Consider the following 15,119-nt stretch of genomic DNA (forward strand, 5'->3'; position numbering starts at 1 on the left):
CATGCCGCCCTTGGCGTTTTTCTGTTGTTGTGTGCTCCTGAGCCGCGAAGCAGAGCCATTAACCTATTTTATTTGAACTCCAGTCACTCTGGTTCGGTTTACGGTTGGCCGCAAGGCTCCTGCCACTGTGAGGCAGGCATACCTCCGAATCGCGTACTGGCTCATCCCAACCCACGTGACCTTTGGTAGGGGTCACCACTAGGAGAGGAGGCGCCATGCCAACTATTACTCTTCCCGACGGCAGTCAACGTACATTTGATCATCCAGTATCTGTAGCCGAAGTAGCTGCTTCAATTGGCGCAGGCCTGGCCAAGGCCACGGTAGCCGGCAAAGTCGACGGCAAACTGGTTGATGCCTGTGATGTGATCGAAAATGACGCCACCTTGCAAATCATCACTCCCAAGGATGAAGAGGGGCTGGAGATCATTCGTCACTCTTGTGCTCACTTGGTGGGGCATGCAGTCAAGCAGCTGTATCCGACAGCCAAAATGGTAATCGGACCTGTTATCGACGAAGGCTTTTATTACGATATCGCCTATGAGCGTCCGTTTACTCCGGATGACATGGCCGCTATTGAAGCGCGTATGCAGCAATTGATCGAAAAAGACTACGACGTCATCAAGAAAGTGACGCCGCGTGCTGAAGTGATCGAGCTTTTTGCCCAGCGTGGTGAAGACTACAAGCTGCGCCTGATTGAAGACATGCCGAACGAGCAGGCCATGGGTCTGTACTTCCATGAAGAATACGTCGACATGTGCCGCGGACCTCACGTTCCGAATACGCGCTTCTTGAAGTCGTTCAAGCTCACCAAGCTGTCCGGTGCCTACTGGCGCGGCGATGCCAAAAACGAGCAATTGCAGCGTATCTATGGCACTGCATGGGCTGACAAGAAGCAGCTCGCAGCCTATGTCCTGCGTATTGAAGAAGCTGAAAAGCGTGATCACCGTAAAATCGGCAAGCGCCTGGGGTTGTTCCACACCCAGGAAGAAGCGCCGGGGATGGTGTTCTGGCACCCGAATGGCTGGACGCTTTACCAGGTACTTGAGCAGTACATGCGCAAGATTCAGCGCGAAAACGGCTATCTGGAGATTAAAACTCCTCAGGTAGTTGATCGCAGCTTGTGGGAAAAGTCCGGTCACTGGGCTAACTACGCTGAAAACATGTTCACCACCGAGTCGGAAAACCGCGATTACGCGATCAAGCCGATGAACTGTCCTTGTCACGTGCAGGTATTCAATCAGGGGCTGAAAAGCTACCGTGAATTGCCGCTGCGTCTGGCCGAATTTGGCGCATGTCACCGTAATGAGCCATCGGGCGCACTGCATGGCATCATGCGTGTTCGTGCGTTTACTCAGGACGACGCACACATTTTCTGTACTGAAGAGCAGATGCAGGCCGAGTCGGCAGCGTTCATCAAGCTGACACTCGATGTGTATGCAGATTTCGGTTTCAAGGACATTGAACTCAAGCTTTCGACCCGTCCTGAAAAGCGCGTTGGTTCTGATGAGTTGTGGGATCGCGCTGAAAGCGCCTTGGCTTCAGCCCTTGACAGTGCTGGCCTGGCGTACGATTTGCAGCCGGGTGAAGGTGCTTTCTACGGTCCCAAGATCGAATTTTCTCTGAAAGATTGTCTGGGTCGTGTCTGGCAATGTGGTACCTTACAGCTCGATTTCAACCTGCCGATCCGTCTTGGCGCAGAATATGTGTCCGAAGACAACAGTCGTAAGCATCCCGTTATGCTGCACCGCGCGATCCTTGGATCGTTCGAGCGCTTTGTCGGTATTTTGATCGAGCATTACGAAGGTGCCTTCCCTGCGTGGCTTGCGCCAACCCAGGCAGTGATCCTGAATATCACTGATAAACAGGCAGATTTTGCCCTCGAAGTTGAAAAAACTCTCAATCAGAGCGGATTTCGTGCCAAGTCTGACTTGAGAAATGAAAAGATCGGCTTTAAAATCCGTGAGCATACTTTGCTCAAGGTTCCTTACCTCTTGGTTATTGGAGATAGGGAAGTCGAGATGCAGACTGTCGCTGTGCGTACACGTGAAGGTGCTGACCTGGGCTCGATGCCCGTCGCGCAATTCGCTGAATTCCTCGCACAAGCGGTTTCCCGGCGTGGTCGCCATGATTCGGAGTAATTATTATTAAGCGTGAAATGAGACAAGATAAACGAGCTGCACCGAAGGCCCCGATCAACGAGAATATCTCGGCACGCGAGGTTCGGTTAATTGGGGCTGAAGGCGAGCAGCTTGGGATTGTGTCAATTGAAGACGCGCTTCTTAAAGCTGAAGAGGCCAAACTGGATTTGGTGGAAATTTCCGCTGATGCAGTACCCCCAGTTTGTAAGCTGATGGACTACGGCAAATCTATCTTCGAAAAGAAGAAACAGGTTGCCGCTGCAAAGAAAAACCAGAAACAGATCCAGGTTAAAGAAATCAAGTTTCGTCCAGGGACGGAGGAAGGGGATTACCAGGTAAAACTGCGCAACCTGGTACGTTTCCTGAGTGATGGGGACAGGGCCAAGGTATCGTTGAGATTCCGTGGTCGTGAGATGGCCCACCAGGAGCTGGGTATGGAACTGTTGAAGCGGGTTGAAGGTGACCTGCTTGAATACGGGACCGTCGAACAGCATCCTAAGATGGAAGGACGCCAGCTGATTATGGTCATCGCCCCGAAAAAGAAGAAGTAATCACTAGGGCACGGCAGGCCTTTTGATTATGTTTATCAACTGAATGCGGAGTACCGAACATGCCAAAGATGAAAACTAAGAGTGGTGCTGCTAAGCGGTTTCTGAAAACTGCTAACGGCATCAAGCACAAGCACGCTTTCAAGAGCCACATCCTGACCAAAATGTCGACTAAGCGTAAGCGTCAATTGCGCGGTAGCAGCTTGCTGCATCCGTCTGACGTGGCAAAAGTGAAGCGCATGCTGCGCCTTTGCTAATTTCGGTCAAGAATAGAGGAAGTAACTCATGGCTCGTGTAAAGCGTGGCGTTGTCGCCCGTAAACGTCACAAAAAAATTCTGAAACTGGCTAAAGGCTACTACGGCGCACGCTCACGCGTATTCCGTGTTGCCAAGCAAGCGGTAATCAAGGCAGGCCAATACGCCTACCGTGACCGTCGTCAGAAAAAACGTCAGTTCCGCGCTCTGTGGATCGCTCGTATCAACGCTGGTGCACGTATCAACGGTCTGTCCTACAGCCGTTTCATCGCCGGCCTGAAAAAAGCTTCCATCGAGATCGACCGTAAGGTTCTGTCTGATCTGGCAGTGAACGAAAAAGCGGCGTTTGCTGCGATTGTCGAGAAAGCTAAAGCCACCTTGGCTTAAGTACCCCCGACAGTTACCTGGGCTCACCTATGTGAGCCCAGGTGCTAAACGTCTTAAATAGGGGAAGAGCCTTCAAGCTCTTCCCCTATTTTGTATCTGGAGTCTGTACATGGAAAACCTGGATGCGCTGGTCTCTCAAGCACTAGAGGCTGTGCAAAGCGCTGAAGATATCAATGCCCTGGAGCAAATCCGGGTTCTATACCTTGGTAAAAAAGGTGAATTGACTCAGGTGATGAAGACCCTGGGGAATTTGCCGGCTGAAGAGCGGCCGCAGGTCGGCGCCCTGATCAACGTTGCCAAGGAGCGTGTCACAGAGGTTCTCAATGCGCGCAAGGCACTGTTTGAAGAGGCCGAACTGGTCGCCAAACTGTCTGCCGAATCCATTGATGTGACCCTGCCTGGCCGTGGTCAGACCTCCGGCGGTCTGCATCCGGTTACCCGGACTCTGGAGCGTATCGAGCAGTTCTTCACCCACATTGGCTATGGCATTGCCGAAGGCCCAGAGGTTGAAGACGACTATCACAACTTCGAGGCGCTCAACATCCCGGGCCATCACCCGGCGCGTTCGATGCATGACACCTTCTATTTCAATGCGAACATGCTGTTGCGCACCCATACCTCACCGGTACAGGTCCGCACCATGGAATCGCAGCAGCCGCCGATCCGCATCGTCTGCCCAGGCCGTGTGTACCGCAGCGACTCCGATATCACCCACTCGCCGATGTTCCATCAGGTAGAAGGCCTGCTGGTAGATCGCGATATTAATTTCGCCGACCTTAAAGGAACTATTGAAGAGTTTCTGCGAGTGTTCTTCGAAAAAGAACTGGCCGTCCGTTTCCGTCCGTCGTACTTCCCGTTCACTGAGCCATCCGCGGAAGTGGATATGGAGTGCGTGATGTGCAGCGGCAAAGGTTGCCGGGTCTGCAAACAGACTGGCTGGCTGGAAGTTATGGGCTGCGGCATGGTTCATCCGAACGTGCTGCGTATGTCCGGGATTGACCCGGAAGAGTTCTCTGGCTTTGCCTTCGGCATGGGTGTAGAGCGTCTGGCCATGCTGCGTTACGGCGTGAACGACTTGCGTCTGTTCTTCGACAACGACTTGCGGTTCCTCGCGCAATTTCGCTAGTCGTAACGAATTCTTAGGAGAGCAGGATGAAATTCAGTGAACAATGGCTGCGTGGTTGGGTTAACCCGCAGGTAGGTCGCGATGAGCTGGTTGCTCGTCTGTCGATGGCCGGTCTTGAGGTCGATAGCGTTACGCCGGCCGCCGGTGTATTCAGTGGCGTTGTGGTCGGTGAGGTGCTCAGCACAGAGCAGCACCCGGATGCTGACAAGCTGCGTGTTTGCCAGGTCAGCAATGGCTCGGAGACTTTTCAGGTCGTATGCGGTGCGCCAAACGTGCGCCCGGGTCTGAAGATCCCGTTCGCCATGATCGGTGCCGAACTGCCAGGCGACTTCAAAATCAAAAAAGCCAAGCTGCGTGGCGTTGAGTCCAACGGCATGCTCTGCTCGCAAGCAGAGTTGCAAGTGGGTGAAGGCAATGATGGCTTGATGGAGCTGCCGGCAGATGCACCGGTAGGCGAAGATATTCGCGTTTATCTGGATCTCGAAGATGCCAGCATTGAGGTCGACCTGACCCCTAACCGGGGTGACTGCTTGTCCCTGGCTGGTCTGGCCCGTGAAGTAGGTGCGTTGTATGCGGCCCCGGTTACACGTCCGGTAGTGGCGACCGTTGCGCCAGTGCATGACGAAGTGCGCTCTGTAGAAGTGCTTGCACCTGCAGCGTGCCCTCGTTACCTGGGGCGTGTGATTCGCAATGTCGACCTGTCGAAGCCTGCTCCGCTATGGATGGTTGAGCGTCTGCGTCGCGCTGATGTGCGTAGCATCGATGCCGCAGTCGACATCACCAACTACGTGATGCTTGAGCTGGGCCAGCCGTTGCACGCTTTTGATCTCGCCGAGATCAACGGTGGCATTCGTGTGCGCATGGCTGAAGAGGGTGAGAAACTGGTATTGCTTGATGGGCAGGAAGTCACTTTGCGTAGCGATACGCTGGTGATTGCTGACCATACCCGTGCGCTGGCCATTGCCGGTGTGATGGGCGGCGAGCACAGTGGCGTATCTGCTTCGACCCGGGATGTGTTTCTCGAAAGTGCTTTCTTCGACCAGATTGCTGTGGCTGGCAAGGCCCGCTCTTATGGTCTGCACACTGACGCTTCGCATCGCTATGAGCGTGGTGTGGACTGGAAACTGGCCCGTGAAGCCATGGAGCGTGCTACTGGCCTGCTGCTGGAAATCACTGGCGGTGAAGCCGGTCCGATCATTGAGACCGTTAACGAACAGTATCTGCCGTCAATCGCGCCGATTACCTTGCGTGCTGCGCGTATCAGCCAGATGCTGGGCATGGAAATGGACTCCGCTGAAGTCGAGCGTCTGCTCAGTGGTTTGGGGCTGACAATTTCGGCTGATGGTGCAGGGCAGTGGCGTGTAGAAGTGCCTAGCCATCGCTTCGATATCAGCCTTGAAGTTGATCTGATCGAAGAACTGGCTCGTCTTTACGGTTACAACCGTCTGCCAGTCCGTTATCCGCAAGCCCGCCTGGCTCCGCAGGCCAAGGCTGAAGCACGTAGCGATTTGCCTGAATTGCGTCGTTTGCTGGTAGCTCGTGGTTATCAGGAAGCGATCACTTATAGCTTTATTGATCCGAAACAGTTCGAGCTGTTCAGCCCGGGTGTTGAGCCTCTGTTGTTGGCCAACCCTATTTCGAACGACATGGCTGCTATGCGTGCCTCTTTGTGGCCGGGCCTGGTCAAATCGTTGCAGCACAACCTGAATCGTCAGCAAGATCGCGTTCGCTTGTTTGAAAGCGGCCTGCGCTTTGTCGGTCAGCTGGAAGGTCTCAAGCAAGAGCCGATGCTGTCGGGTGTGGTTTGTGGCAGCCGTCTTCCTGAGGGTTGGGCGCAAGGGCGCGACGTAGTTGACTTCTTCGATGTCAAAGCGGATGTAGAAGCCGTGTTGGGTTTCGCGGGCGCTCTGGACTCGTTCACCTTCGTAGCGGGCAAGCACCCGGCATTGCACCCGGGGCAGACTGCACGTATCGAACGTGATGGTCGCGAAGTTGGCTATATCGGTGCCATCCACCCTGAGCTGTCAAAAAATCTGGGTCTTGATCGTCCAGTATTCGTTTTTGAGCTGGTGCTGGCTGAAGTAGCGTTGGGCAAAATGCCTAAATTCCAGGAGTTGTCGCGCTTTCCTGAAGTGCGTCGTGACTTGGCGCTGCTGGCTGATCGTGATGTTGCTGCCAGTGCAGTACTGGAAGTAATACGTGAAAATGCAGGTGAATGGCTCACAGACCTCAGGTTATTTGACGTCTACCAGGGTAAAGGCATTGATCCTCATAGAAAAAGCCTTGCAGTTGGCTTGACCTGGCAGCATCCATCGCGCACTCTTAATGACGATGAGGTGAACACCACGACACAAAACATCCTCACCTCGCTCGAAAAAAGGTTGAACGCCACGTTAAGGAAGTGACGTATGGGGGCTCTGACGAAAGCTGAAATGGCGGAACGTCTTTATGAAGAGCTGGGCCTGAATAAACGCGAAGCCAAAGAATTGGTCGAGCTGTTTTTCGAAGAAATCAGGCACGCTCTTGAAGACAATGAACAGGTCAAATTGTCAGGTTTTGGCAACTTTGATCTGCGTGACAAGCGACAGCGGCCTGGCCGCAATCCGAAAACGGGAGAAGAAATCCCGATCACGGCTCGCCGTGTGGTCACCTTTCGTCCAGGGCAGAAGTTGAAGGCCCGAGTAGAGGCTTATGCTGGAACCAAGTCATAACGACGAGCTCCCGCCGATTCCGGGCAAACGCTACTTCGCCATAGGCGAAGTTAGCGAGCTATGTGCGGTCAAGCCGCACGTGCTGCGCTACTGGGAGCAAGAGTTTCCTCAACTCAACCCTGTCAAACGTCGCGGAAACCGCCGGTATTATCAGCGACAGGATGTGCTGATGATCCGGCAAATTCGTGCACTGCTTTATGATCAAGGGTTCACCATCGGAGGCGCGCGGCTGCGACTTTCCGGGGATGAGGCCAAAGACGACACCACCCAATACAAACAATTGATCCGCCAGACGATCTCCGAACTGGAGGACGTTCTGCAGGTTCTTCGTAAATAAATCTGGCTTTAAAATACTTTCGTATTTCAAAAGCTTAAGGTATATTCCTCGACGTTCCATCAAGTTGTAACGCCTAGTCGGGGCGTAGCGCAGTCCGGTAGCGCACTAGCATGGGGTGCTAGGGGTCGAGTGTTCGAATCACTCCGTCCCGACCATATTCTGTAAGGGGATCAAGTACTTAGGTGCTTGATCCCCTTTCTCGTTTCTGGCCTGCGCAAAACTGGCGCAAAATGCGCGCAAAACTATCCGGTGATTTCACTGATATTCAGGTCCGGAATCGCATCCGACCAGATCACATCGGCGTGGTCTTTCTGGTAGTTCTTGGTCATGGTCTCGCTGGCATGGCCCGCAATTGTCTGGCCATCTTTACCGGCTCTTTTGTACAGGTGCAGCGAAAGCGCGCGCACTTCGTGAAAGCCCGGCATTTCCTCTTCTTTCCATTCCGCATAACAGCCAGCAAGTTCCCGGGCCTCTTTAAAAGAGCGCGTTAGAAAGCGATCTTCAACCTTCGTCCAGTGCTCTTTAGTCTGCGCCTGCTTCTGCAGCAGTCGTTGCGGCTTGCGATGAATCAGGAAAGGGGAGGCGATGTTGTCCTGGCAGCGGGTTATGACGGTCTGCAGCTCGTCAGTCACCTTGAAACGAATCCACGCAGTATCACTGGCCTTGGCAGTTTTCTTTTGTACCAGGTACAGGAAGCCATCCCGAACACCGTCAAAGCGCATGTCCAGAATATCGGAGCGACGTTGAGCAGTGATCAGCGCCAAGTCTATGGCGTTGCGCAGCCAGGGTGGTGCGACCTCCCTGATCGCTTTCAGGCCTTCCACGGTATGGCGTTTGCGTTGCTTCTTCTCGATACGGTTAATGGTGCTCGATGCCGGATTGTCGGGGCATAAGCCCTTGGACGCTGCGTGATTGAAAATATCTACCAGCAGAGCGCGACTTTGATTGGCGCTCCTTGGGGTTAGTGTGTCCAGCAATTCGGCAACCATACGAATGGTTATTTGATCGACGGCTTTGCCCTCAAAATGCTTTCGGAAGCGTCTGAAGTGAACGGCGTACAGTCCGAGCGTACCCTTGGCCAACTCTCGGGGAGGCAAGATCTCGGCTTCGTATTTATCCAGAAAACCCGCAAATGAGCCCGATGGATTGCCCATCACAGAGCGGACCAGATCGGCGCCTTGCATAAAGGCCAGGTTGAGCTGCTTTGCGGCATCAATGGCCCTGATCCGATCGGTACCGAATTGAAACCACTTACCGTCGCTGGGGCGACGGTAGCGGTAGGTCGAGCGGCGTGGATCAAAGTACAGGTTCTGTGGCAGGTGCTTGTTCGCACTATTGCGTGGCCGTGGAGCCATCAGGCAACTCCTCTTAGCACCATAGCGACCAGATCGTTGCCGTCAGCTATGTTCAGTGCGTTCCAGTCCACATACCAGAGCGAGCCTATCTGCTCGCCCGGCAGCTTTCCGTTGCGGATGTAATTGCGTATGGCTTGCGAGCAGAGCGGTGTCCCGTTCTCACCCCAGCGGCGGCGTTGGTATTCGCTAATTTTGATCAGCTCTTTACGCATGGCCATCCCCTTTGATAGCGGTGCCTGAGTGCGTATACCCCACCACAAGCTGCGCGGGCGGGCGATTTTGAGCGTTTAGCGGGGCATCAATGCGCGCTGCCTCGCGCAGCTTTATGTGGGGTATAAGCACCCCCGCAGTGGCGCGAAAAGCTTTAGTAATGCCTGCTGCTGCGCAGCAGAGACTGTTTTTTACAGGCGTATCGATCCCACTGGTGTTGCGGAGCAAAGCGGGTAGGCCACGTCACGGTGATCAGCCGGAATTGCTGTAAGGGCCATGCCCAACTGCTCGGCCAGCCAAGCGATGCCGGACTGACGTACCCGGGTTGATTGGCTGTACTGCATACCGAGTTCAGCGTGGAACCAGTTGCTGTCCTTTACCCAAAAGCATCTCGACGCGGTTGAGGCGGCCATCGCGCGCGGCGAGAAAACCGTGCGCTACGCCGATCGCACCGTGGAGTACCGCACGGTGGATGAGTTGCTCAAGGCCCGCGACCAGATCCGCACTTCGCTGGTCACGTCTGCCGGGCCACGTTCAAAAGTGGTCAGGCTCTATCACGGAGGCAAGGGACTCTGATGCCGCGACAATAAACCTGTTGTATCAAACGATCGAGCAGCACCTGCAGGAGAAACTTTCAGGAGTTCAGTTGGTCCGCTTCTGGCCTGACATCAAGCAGCATATCCCGCTGCCAGCGGTCTTCCTCGGCATTGCCGAGATCGAACCTGGAACTGATATCGGTACCGGCGAAAGCACTCTGACGGTCACCTTTGAAGCACGCGTTATTGTGGATGTGATCCGCGATCAGCATTACCAGCAGCGACATTACCCGCATGATCAACGATCGGCTGTTGTTGCTGCGCACCTCAGACAAGCCCGGGATGGAATCGGACGAGTTTGAGTTGCGCATCGATGACCGCGACGGCGCCGTCACGTTGCCGGCACGCGGTGCCAGTATTGAGATTTTTCTGGGCTATGCCGGGTCGACGCTATCCCGGGAGGGCCGCTATGTGGTCGACGACATTGAAGTCTCAGGCCCGCCGGCAACGCTGGTGATTCGCGGTAAGGCCAGTGATATGCGCGGCAGCGGCAAGACCACCCGTAGCGGCAGTTGGGAAGGCGACAGCTTGGCCAGCATCGTCAGCACCATTGCTCGGCGCAACGGCTGGGAGCCAGCATGCAAGGTCGCCACGATCGTGCCCCGGGCAGACCAGTTGGGAGAGTCAGACTTTAACTTTGTTACCCGCTTGGCCAAACAGCACGACTGTACGGCCAAGGTTGCTGACGGGAAGCTGATCGTTATGCCCCGACAGGGCGGTGTTACGGCCAGCGGCAAGACGCTGGGCGTCGTGCCCATCACCAAGGCAGACGTCAGTCGCTACAGCTTCCAACTGGGCGATCGCTCCAACCACAAGACGGTGAAAACCAAGTACCAGGACAAAGCCACTGGCAAGTTGAAGGTGATCAGTCTGGACAACGACGACTCACCAGACGGGCTGCCGCCGGTGCATACCGATCGGCATATTCACCCCAACAAAACCGCCGCCGAGCAGGCCGCCAAGGCGCGTTTGTCTGCGTTTAATCGCTCAACAGCCAGCGTGCGCTTGGAAATGCCGGGCCGGTCAGATCTTTTCGCTGAGCGAATGATCAGCGCTCAAGGGTTCAAGGACGGGCTCGATGGCGAGTATCTGGTGGATTCCCGAGAGCAGGTTTTCACTCAGTCCGGCTGGTCGACCACCATTGAATGCAACGGCGGCAAGAAGGGAAAAGCCAAGGCCAAAGGCAAGAAGCCCGAGAAGACACTCAAAGTCGTACAACTGAATTCTGATTAAACCCACATGCAGCCCCCCCTATGAGAGTCAGATCTAGTGGGTGTTGCGACGGAAGCGGTACTCCTTGTAGGCAGTCCCGCTGTAGAACGTCCCTGTATCGCCTCGAGTCACGTACAGCGTTGCCCTATAGGCGGCAGACAGTGGAGAGCACTTCAGGCTGCGTATTAGTTGGTACGCCCAGGTCCAGCCCCGCTTAGGTCTGTCGTTCATGTCTTTGACCTCATATAGCCACCATTGGCAAGCAAGCTTTCATAACTTCTATGCCCGTAAGGTTCGGGCTTTGTTAAATCTGGAGAAGTGTAATGCCCATCACCGCGCTGCAGCTGCAGCAGATCCTTCCTAACGCCGGCCAATCAGCCGGCGTTTTTGTTCCTGTACTGAACACCGCGATGGAGCACTACCAGATCGTCGGGACTAAGCGCATGGCGGCGTTTATCGCCCAGATCGGGCATGAGTCCGGTCAGTTCCGTTACGTGCGCGAATTGGGCAACGACCAGTACCTGAGCAAGTACGACACCGGCTCACTCGCCAAGCGTTTGGGCAACACATCTGAGGCTGATGGTGACGGCCAGAAGTATCGCGGCCGTGGCCTGATTCAGATCACCGGCCGGGCCAATTACATGACCTGCGGCGAGGCACTGGCACTGGATCTGCTCAATCAGCCGGAGCTGCTTGAGAGGCCGCAGCACGCCTGCATGTCTGCAGCCTGGTACTGGGCTTCCAAGGGGCTTAACACGCTGGCTGATGCGGGCCAGCTCGACAAAATAACACTGCGCATAAACGGTGGCCAGACCGGCGCTGCAGATCGTCAGGCGCTGTATGCCCGGGCGCTCAAGGTGTTCGCGTGAAGAACGATGCGGTGAAGTGGGGCGGGGTGCTGCTGGTCTGCCTTGCCCTGATGGCTGGCAGCGCGTGGGCCGCATGGGCGTGGCAGGCCAACGCCTACAGCCAGCAACTGGCCGCCAAGGAAGCCGCCCACCAAACCGAGCGCACGAATCTGGCCAACGCTAACTCCGCGCAAATTCTGGCCGAACAGGGCAAGCGTCTCGCCCTGGAGCAATGGCTGGCAGCCAGTGACCAATCCCACTACCGAGCCCTTACCGATGAGAAAACGAAACAGGCACTTCTGCGTGATCGCCTTGCTACTGCTGACCTGCGGCTGTCAGTCCAACTCGACGCCACTGCCGCAACTGGTTGTGACGCAGTGCAAACCACCACCGGCGCCGGCGGCGTGGTTCATGGCGCTCATAGAGCCAGACTTGACCCAGCGCATGCTCAACGAATTATCGGAATCACCGGCGACGGCGATCAAGGACTGATCGCGTTGCAGGCCTGCCAGGCCTACGCCAAAGAAGTATCAGGCACGAAATAAAAGGAGCGGCCGAAGCTGGATGCTTCAACATACAGCCCGGCCACCAAACCCGCAGATTAGCCCTGCAAGCCAGTCAAAGCTCCTGCTCCGTGCACAAAGCGGAGCAAGCCTAGAACCTGTTTATCCATACAGTAAAGGTCTTGCATAATATGTATTCACCCATCATCCCTTGGATGGGCGGCAAACGCCGTCTGGCCGACCGCCTAACCCCCCTGTTCCCACCCCACGAATGCTATGTCGAAGTATTCGCCGGCGGCGGGGCGCTGTACTTCCTGCGCCCACAGCCTGCTCCCGTCGAAGTGCTAAACGACATCAACGATGACCTAGTGACCCTGTACCGGGTGGTGCAGAACCATCTGGAGGAATTCGTGCGTCAATTCAAGTGGGCTCTCAGCTCAAGGCAGATATTCGAGTGGCAAAAAATGACCCGCCCCGAAACCCTGACCGACATCCAGCGCGCGGCCAGATTTTTTTACCTGCAGCACCATGCCTTTGGTGGCAAGGTTTCAGGGCAGAGTTTTGGTACCGCCACAACTGCTCCTGCAATCAACCTACTGCGCATTGAAGAAAATCTCTCTGCTGCCTGGCAGCGCCTGTCAGGCACCTACGTCGAGAACCTGCCCTGGCTTGAGTGCGCTGAGCGCTACGACCGGCCGAACACCTTCCACTACATGGACCCACCTTACTGGCAGACCGCTGGCTATGGCGTCGACTTTCCGTTTGAAAACTACGAGCGTATGGCAGACTTTATGTGACGCTGCAAAGGGAAGGTGATGGTCAGCATCAACGACCATCCGGACATTCGGCGGGTATTTGAAGGATTTCATTTTGAGACGACTGAGATCCGGTACACGACCACGAATCAGCGTCAGGGGAAGGCAGAGGTGACAGGGGAGTTGATTGTGATGAATTGGGTGCGGAGTGATTTTGGAGGGCTTTTTTAGTAAATACAGAATCAGTACCAATTCAAGTACCTGTAGATACCATCGAGAAAACCCGCCGAAGCGGGCTTTCCAAAGGCAATAGGTATTTCCTGTGAAGCTCCTCTACTCTACTGGGACATTCCATCCTTTTTCATCGAATCCAGCGAGCTTGGCTTACGCGTGAGCGGTGCGGACGCCGGGATACTGTTAAGTGTGGGAGGGCGGTTTCAACGATTGCGCAAGGCTTCACTGCTCGCTTCAGATCATCTTGGCTCTTGGGCGGACCTAATGAGTCAGCGAGCAATGTAAGTCTAATAAACTATGTTAGATATGTCGGCTGCGGCATTCAGGCCGCCGCGATGATCGCTACCTGATTTTGGTAGAATGTAAGTATAACGATCATCTTCTTGGTACATGATTTTCCAGTGTTTACCGTCGGCGGTAATTGAAAATCCCAGTTCTTCAAATGTATCTTTAACCTTTTTGTTCATTTCGCGATACCCGCGAAGCGCTTCTTTTAGGATTTTTGTTTTTTGGTCATGCAGGTCGTTGGACATATTGCCATTTAAGATGGCATTCAGAATATGTTCGCGCCTTGATTTTGGGTGCGCGTTTTTTGACGCGTACTCCTTAATAGCAAGTAAGGTTAGCGATAATATTTCCTCATCGAAATAATCTTCCTCGTCGCCAGTGTTTATAATAATTCCTCCTTGAACGGGCGTTTTTGCTTCAAGGTGTCGAACCAATATACTGAGGCGTTCGATTTCTCGATTAAGAACTTGAATATTCTCTATCTTCTCTGTAAGTTCTGCTTCGTATAAATTAGCGACTTCCTGTGCTTCGGTTGCGTTTACGCCTTCACGCTTTAGGTGCTCAATTGCGTTTCGGTTCTTCACATGACTTACTTCCTCCCAGCTGCATTTTTGTGGGGGGATTAAAACTGACAATGCATCACATACTACTTCAAAAATCTCATGCTCAAAGCACTTTATCTCTTTTAGTCCTCTCCGGAATATTGTCACTCCAGTACCTTTTGGCCAATATATGCCTACGACGCCGCCATAAACATTTCTGGAGCCCACTTCTTTTCGCAGGCTGTGTGAAAAGGCTCTGCTCGGTTCGACTACGACGTGGGCCATTCCGCTTAGTTTTCTGGCTAGCCTATCGGGAATTAAACAGTGATTATCGTTGTTGTTCGTGCTGACGTAAACAATAGGTAGGGAACAGCTGTTGTTGGAGTTGATTATAGCTTTAGCTATCTGCCTGCTAATTTCCGTTTCTTCTAATATTATTGGTGTTATATTTATCGGAATATCGCCGTCATTACCCCCGCCAAATCGGCTAATAAGTCGTATAACGATCAGAGGTTTTTTTAATTCGGGAGGTGCGTTTGACGCGGTTGAAGTTACTATGCTTGAAATAACGCTAATCCAGTGTTGGTTGTGTTCTATTCTGGTTGATATCTCTGTAATCCACTGCGCATTTGCAGTGGATTTTGTATATCTAAGCGAAGAAACAAAGAGCTCGGTTGTCTCAGCACGAGAAAATTCAATATGTTCTTCGTTGTTTGAATAGTTGAAGTCTTCATCGTTGTTAAGTTTGTTAAGTTCTTCTTGAGCAAAATTTGTATAAGGGGAGTCCACTATCCAATTCATGCACTCCGCAAATACATCTTCGCTGGAGGTAGTATTGTTCAATGGGAAGCTAACTTTTATATTCATGATCCCGACTCCATTTTAGGGATCATAACGGTATCATTTTGCCACTACAGCGTCTACATACCCCTATTCGCTTAGCGGTATCGACGAGAAGGCTTTAGGAGGGTGGGGGTTAGCTGAAAAAACAATTACATAGCCTTTGCTGATAGCCAAAAGCTATCAGCTAAAGATGTAATTCAAGAGGCAGGTCTCTAAGTCTCGTAATAGTTA

At 53.6% G+C, this 15,119-nt stretch carries 16 protein-coding genes, 1 tRNA gene and 2 pseudogenes; 14 read left to right on the plus strand and 5 right to left on the minus strand.

Features of this window, described 5'->3' with window-relative positions; all coding sequences use genetic code 11:
* The first annotated feature begins 215 nt into the window (after positions 1-215).
* From thrS to WG29040_RS13690, 9 genes are all read left to right on the plus strand, one after another.
* On the plus strand, positions 216-2,138 hold the full coding sequence (thrS, locus tag WG29040_RS13650; protein ID WP_010656382.1) for a threonine--tRNA ligase: 1,923 nt from the start codon (positions 216-218) through the stop codon (positions 2,136-2,138).
* A complete protein-coding gene (gene infC, locus WG29040_RS13655) occupies positions 2,138-2,689 on the plus strand; it encodes a translation initiation factor IF-3 (RefSeq protein WP_171970586.1) in 552 nt (183 codons plus the stop codon). The genes thrS and infC overlap by 1 nt, the downstream gene beginning before the upstream one ends.
* 59 nt (positions 2,690-2,748) lie before the next feature.
* Entirely contained in the window at positions 2,749-2,943 is a 195-nt protein-coding gene (rpmI, locus tag WG29040_RS13660) for a 50S ribosomal protein L35 (RefSeq protein WP_003442181.1), read from the plus strand.
* A 28-nt stretch (positions 2,944-2,971) separates the two neighbouring features.
* A complete protein-coding gene (gene rplT / locus WG29040_RS13665; protein WP_003442184.1) occupies positions 2,972-3,328 on the plus strand; it encodes a 50S ribosomal protein L20 in 357 nt (118 codons plus the stop codon).
* Positions 3,329-3,437: 109 nt separating this feature from the next.
* Positions 3,438-4,454: a phenylalanine--tRNA ligase subunit alpha gene (gene pheS / locus WG29040_RS13670; protein WP_003442187.1), complete on the plus strand. Its 1,017-nt coding sequence runs from the start codon at positions 3,438-3,440 to the stop codon at positions 4,452-4,454.
* A gap of 26 nt (positions 4,455-4,480) precedes the next feature.
* Positions 4,481-6,859 (plus strand): phenylalanine--tRNA ligase subunit beta, encoded by a 2,379-nt coding sequence (gene pheT / locus WG29040_RS13675; RefSeq protein WP_003442190.1) that lies wholly within the window; start codon positions 4,481-4,483, stop codon positions 6,857-6,859.
* A 3-nt stretch (positions 6,860-6,862) separates the two neighbouring features.
* Positions 6,863-7,165, plus strand: coding sequence for an integration host factor subunit alpha (gene ihfA / locus WG29040_RS13680; protein ID WP_002553164.1), 303 nt, complete (start codon positions 6,863-6,865; stop codon positions 7,163-7,165).
* Positions 7,146-7,502, plus strand: coding sequence for a MerR family transcriptional regulator (locus WG29040_RS13685; RefSeq protein WP_003442193.1), 357 nt, complete (start codon positions 7,146-7,148; stop codon positions 7,500-7,502). Before ihfA ends, WG29040_RS13685 begins: the two co-directional genes overlap by 20 nt.
* Before the next feature lie 78 nt (positions 7,503-7,580).
* A tRNA-Pro gene (locus WG29040_RS13690) sits at positions 7,581-7,657 on the plus strand.
* Between the two features lie 87 nt (positions 7,658-7,744).
* Here WG29040_RS13690 and WG29040_RS13695 read toward each other — a convergent pair.
* From WG29040_RS13695 to WG29040_RS24545, 3 genes and pseudogenes are all read right to left on the minus strand, one after another.
* Positions 7,745-8,857, minus strand: coding sequence for a phage integrase Arm DNA-binding domain-containing protein (locus WG29040_RS13695; RefSeq protein WP_127196304.1), 1,113 nt, complete (start codon positions 8,855-8,857; stop codon positions 7,745-7,747).
* Positions 8,857-9,069, minus strand: a complete 213-nt coding sequence (locus WG29040_RS13700; protein WP_060693524.1) for a hypothetical protein — start codon at positions 9,067-9,069, stop codon at positions 8,857-8,859. The genes WG29040_RS13695 and WG29040_RS13700 overlap by 1 nt, the downstream gene beginning before the upstream one ends.
* 189 nt (positions 9,070-9,258) lie before the next feature.
* Positions 9,259-9,447 (minus strand): annotated as a pseudogene (locus WG29040_RS24545) (hypothetical protein); the annotation flags it as partial.
* On the opposite strand from WG29040_RS24545, the gene WG29040_RS13715 reads away from it, so the two are divergent.
* Positions 9,437-9,643, plus strand: coding sequence for a phage head-tail joining protein (locus WG29040_RS13715; protein WP_127196368.1), 207 nt, complete (start codon positions 9,437-9,439; stop codon positions 9,641-9,643). The pseudogene WG29040_RS24545 and the gene WG29040_RS13715 overlap by 11 nt on opposite strands.
* Positions 9,644-9,701: 58 nt before the next feature.
* Here WG29040_RS13715 and WG29040_RS24330 read toward each other — a convergent pair whose 3' ends face one another.
* Entirely contained in the window at positions 9,702-9,890 is a 189-nt protein-coding gene (locus tag WG29040_RS24330; RefSeq protein ID WP_165878357.1) for a hypothetical protein, read from the minus strand.
* 7 nt (positions 9,891-9,897) lie between these two features.
* On the opposite strand from WG29040_RS24330, the gene WG29040_RS13725 reads away from it, so the two are divergent.
* The 4 genes and pseudogenes from WG29040_RS13725 to WG29040_RS13740 all read left to right on the plus strand — a co-directional run bounded on the left by WG29040_RS13725 (position 9,898) and on the right by WG29040_RS13740 (position 13,212).
* Entirely contained in the window at positions 9,898-10,896 is a 999-nt protein-coding gene (locus WG29040_RS13725) for a phage late control D family protein (RefSeq protein ID WP_127196306.1), read from the plus strand.
* 302 nt (positions 10,897-11,198) lie between these two features.
* A complete protein-coding gene (locus WG29040_RS13730; RefSeq protein WP_127196307.1) occupies positions 11,199-11,744 on the plus strand; it encodes a glycoside hydrolase family 19 protein in 546 nt (181 codons plus the stop codon).
* Complete coding sequence (locus tag WG29040_RS13735) at positions 11,741-12,268, plus strand: lysis system i-spanin subunit Rz (protein WP_127196308.1); 528 nt, start codon at positions 11,741-11,743, stop codon at positions 12,266-12,268. Before WG29040_RS13730 ends, WG29040_RS13735 begins: the two co-directional genes overlap by 4 nt.
* Before the next feature lie 149 nt (positions 12,269-12,417).
* Positions 12,418-13,212 (plus strand): annotated as a pseudogene (locus WG29040_RS13740) (DNA adenine methylase).
* 290 nt (positions 13,213-13,502) lie between these two features.
* Here the strand turns inward: WG29040_RS13740 and WG29040_RS13745 are convergent.
* A complete protein-coding gene (locus tag WG29040_RS13745; protein ID WP_127196309.1) occupies positions 13,503-14,912 on the minus strand; it encodes a hypothetical protein in 1,410 nt (469 codons plus the stop codon).
* Between the last annotated feature and the right edge of the window lie 207 nt (positions 14,913-15,119).

Origin of the sequence: Pseudomonas sp. PAMC 29040, assembly GCF_003994535.1 — a bacterium.
Classification (GTDB): Bacteria; Pseudomonadota; Gammaproteobacteria; order Pseudomonadales; family Pseudomonadaceae; genus Aquipseudomonas; species Aquipseudomonas paraversuta.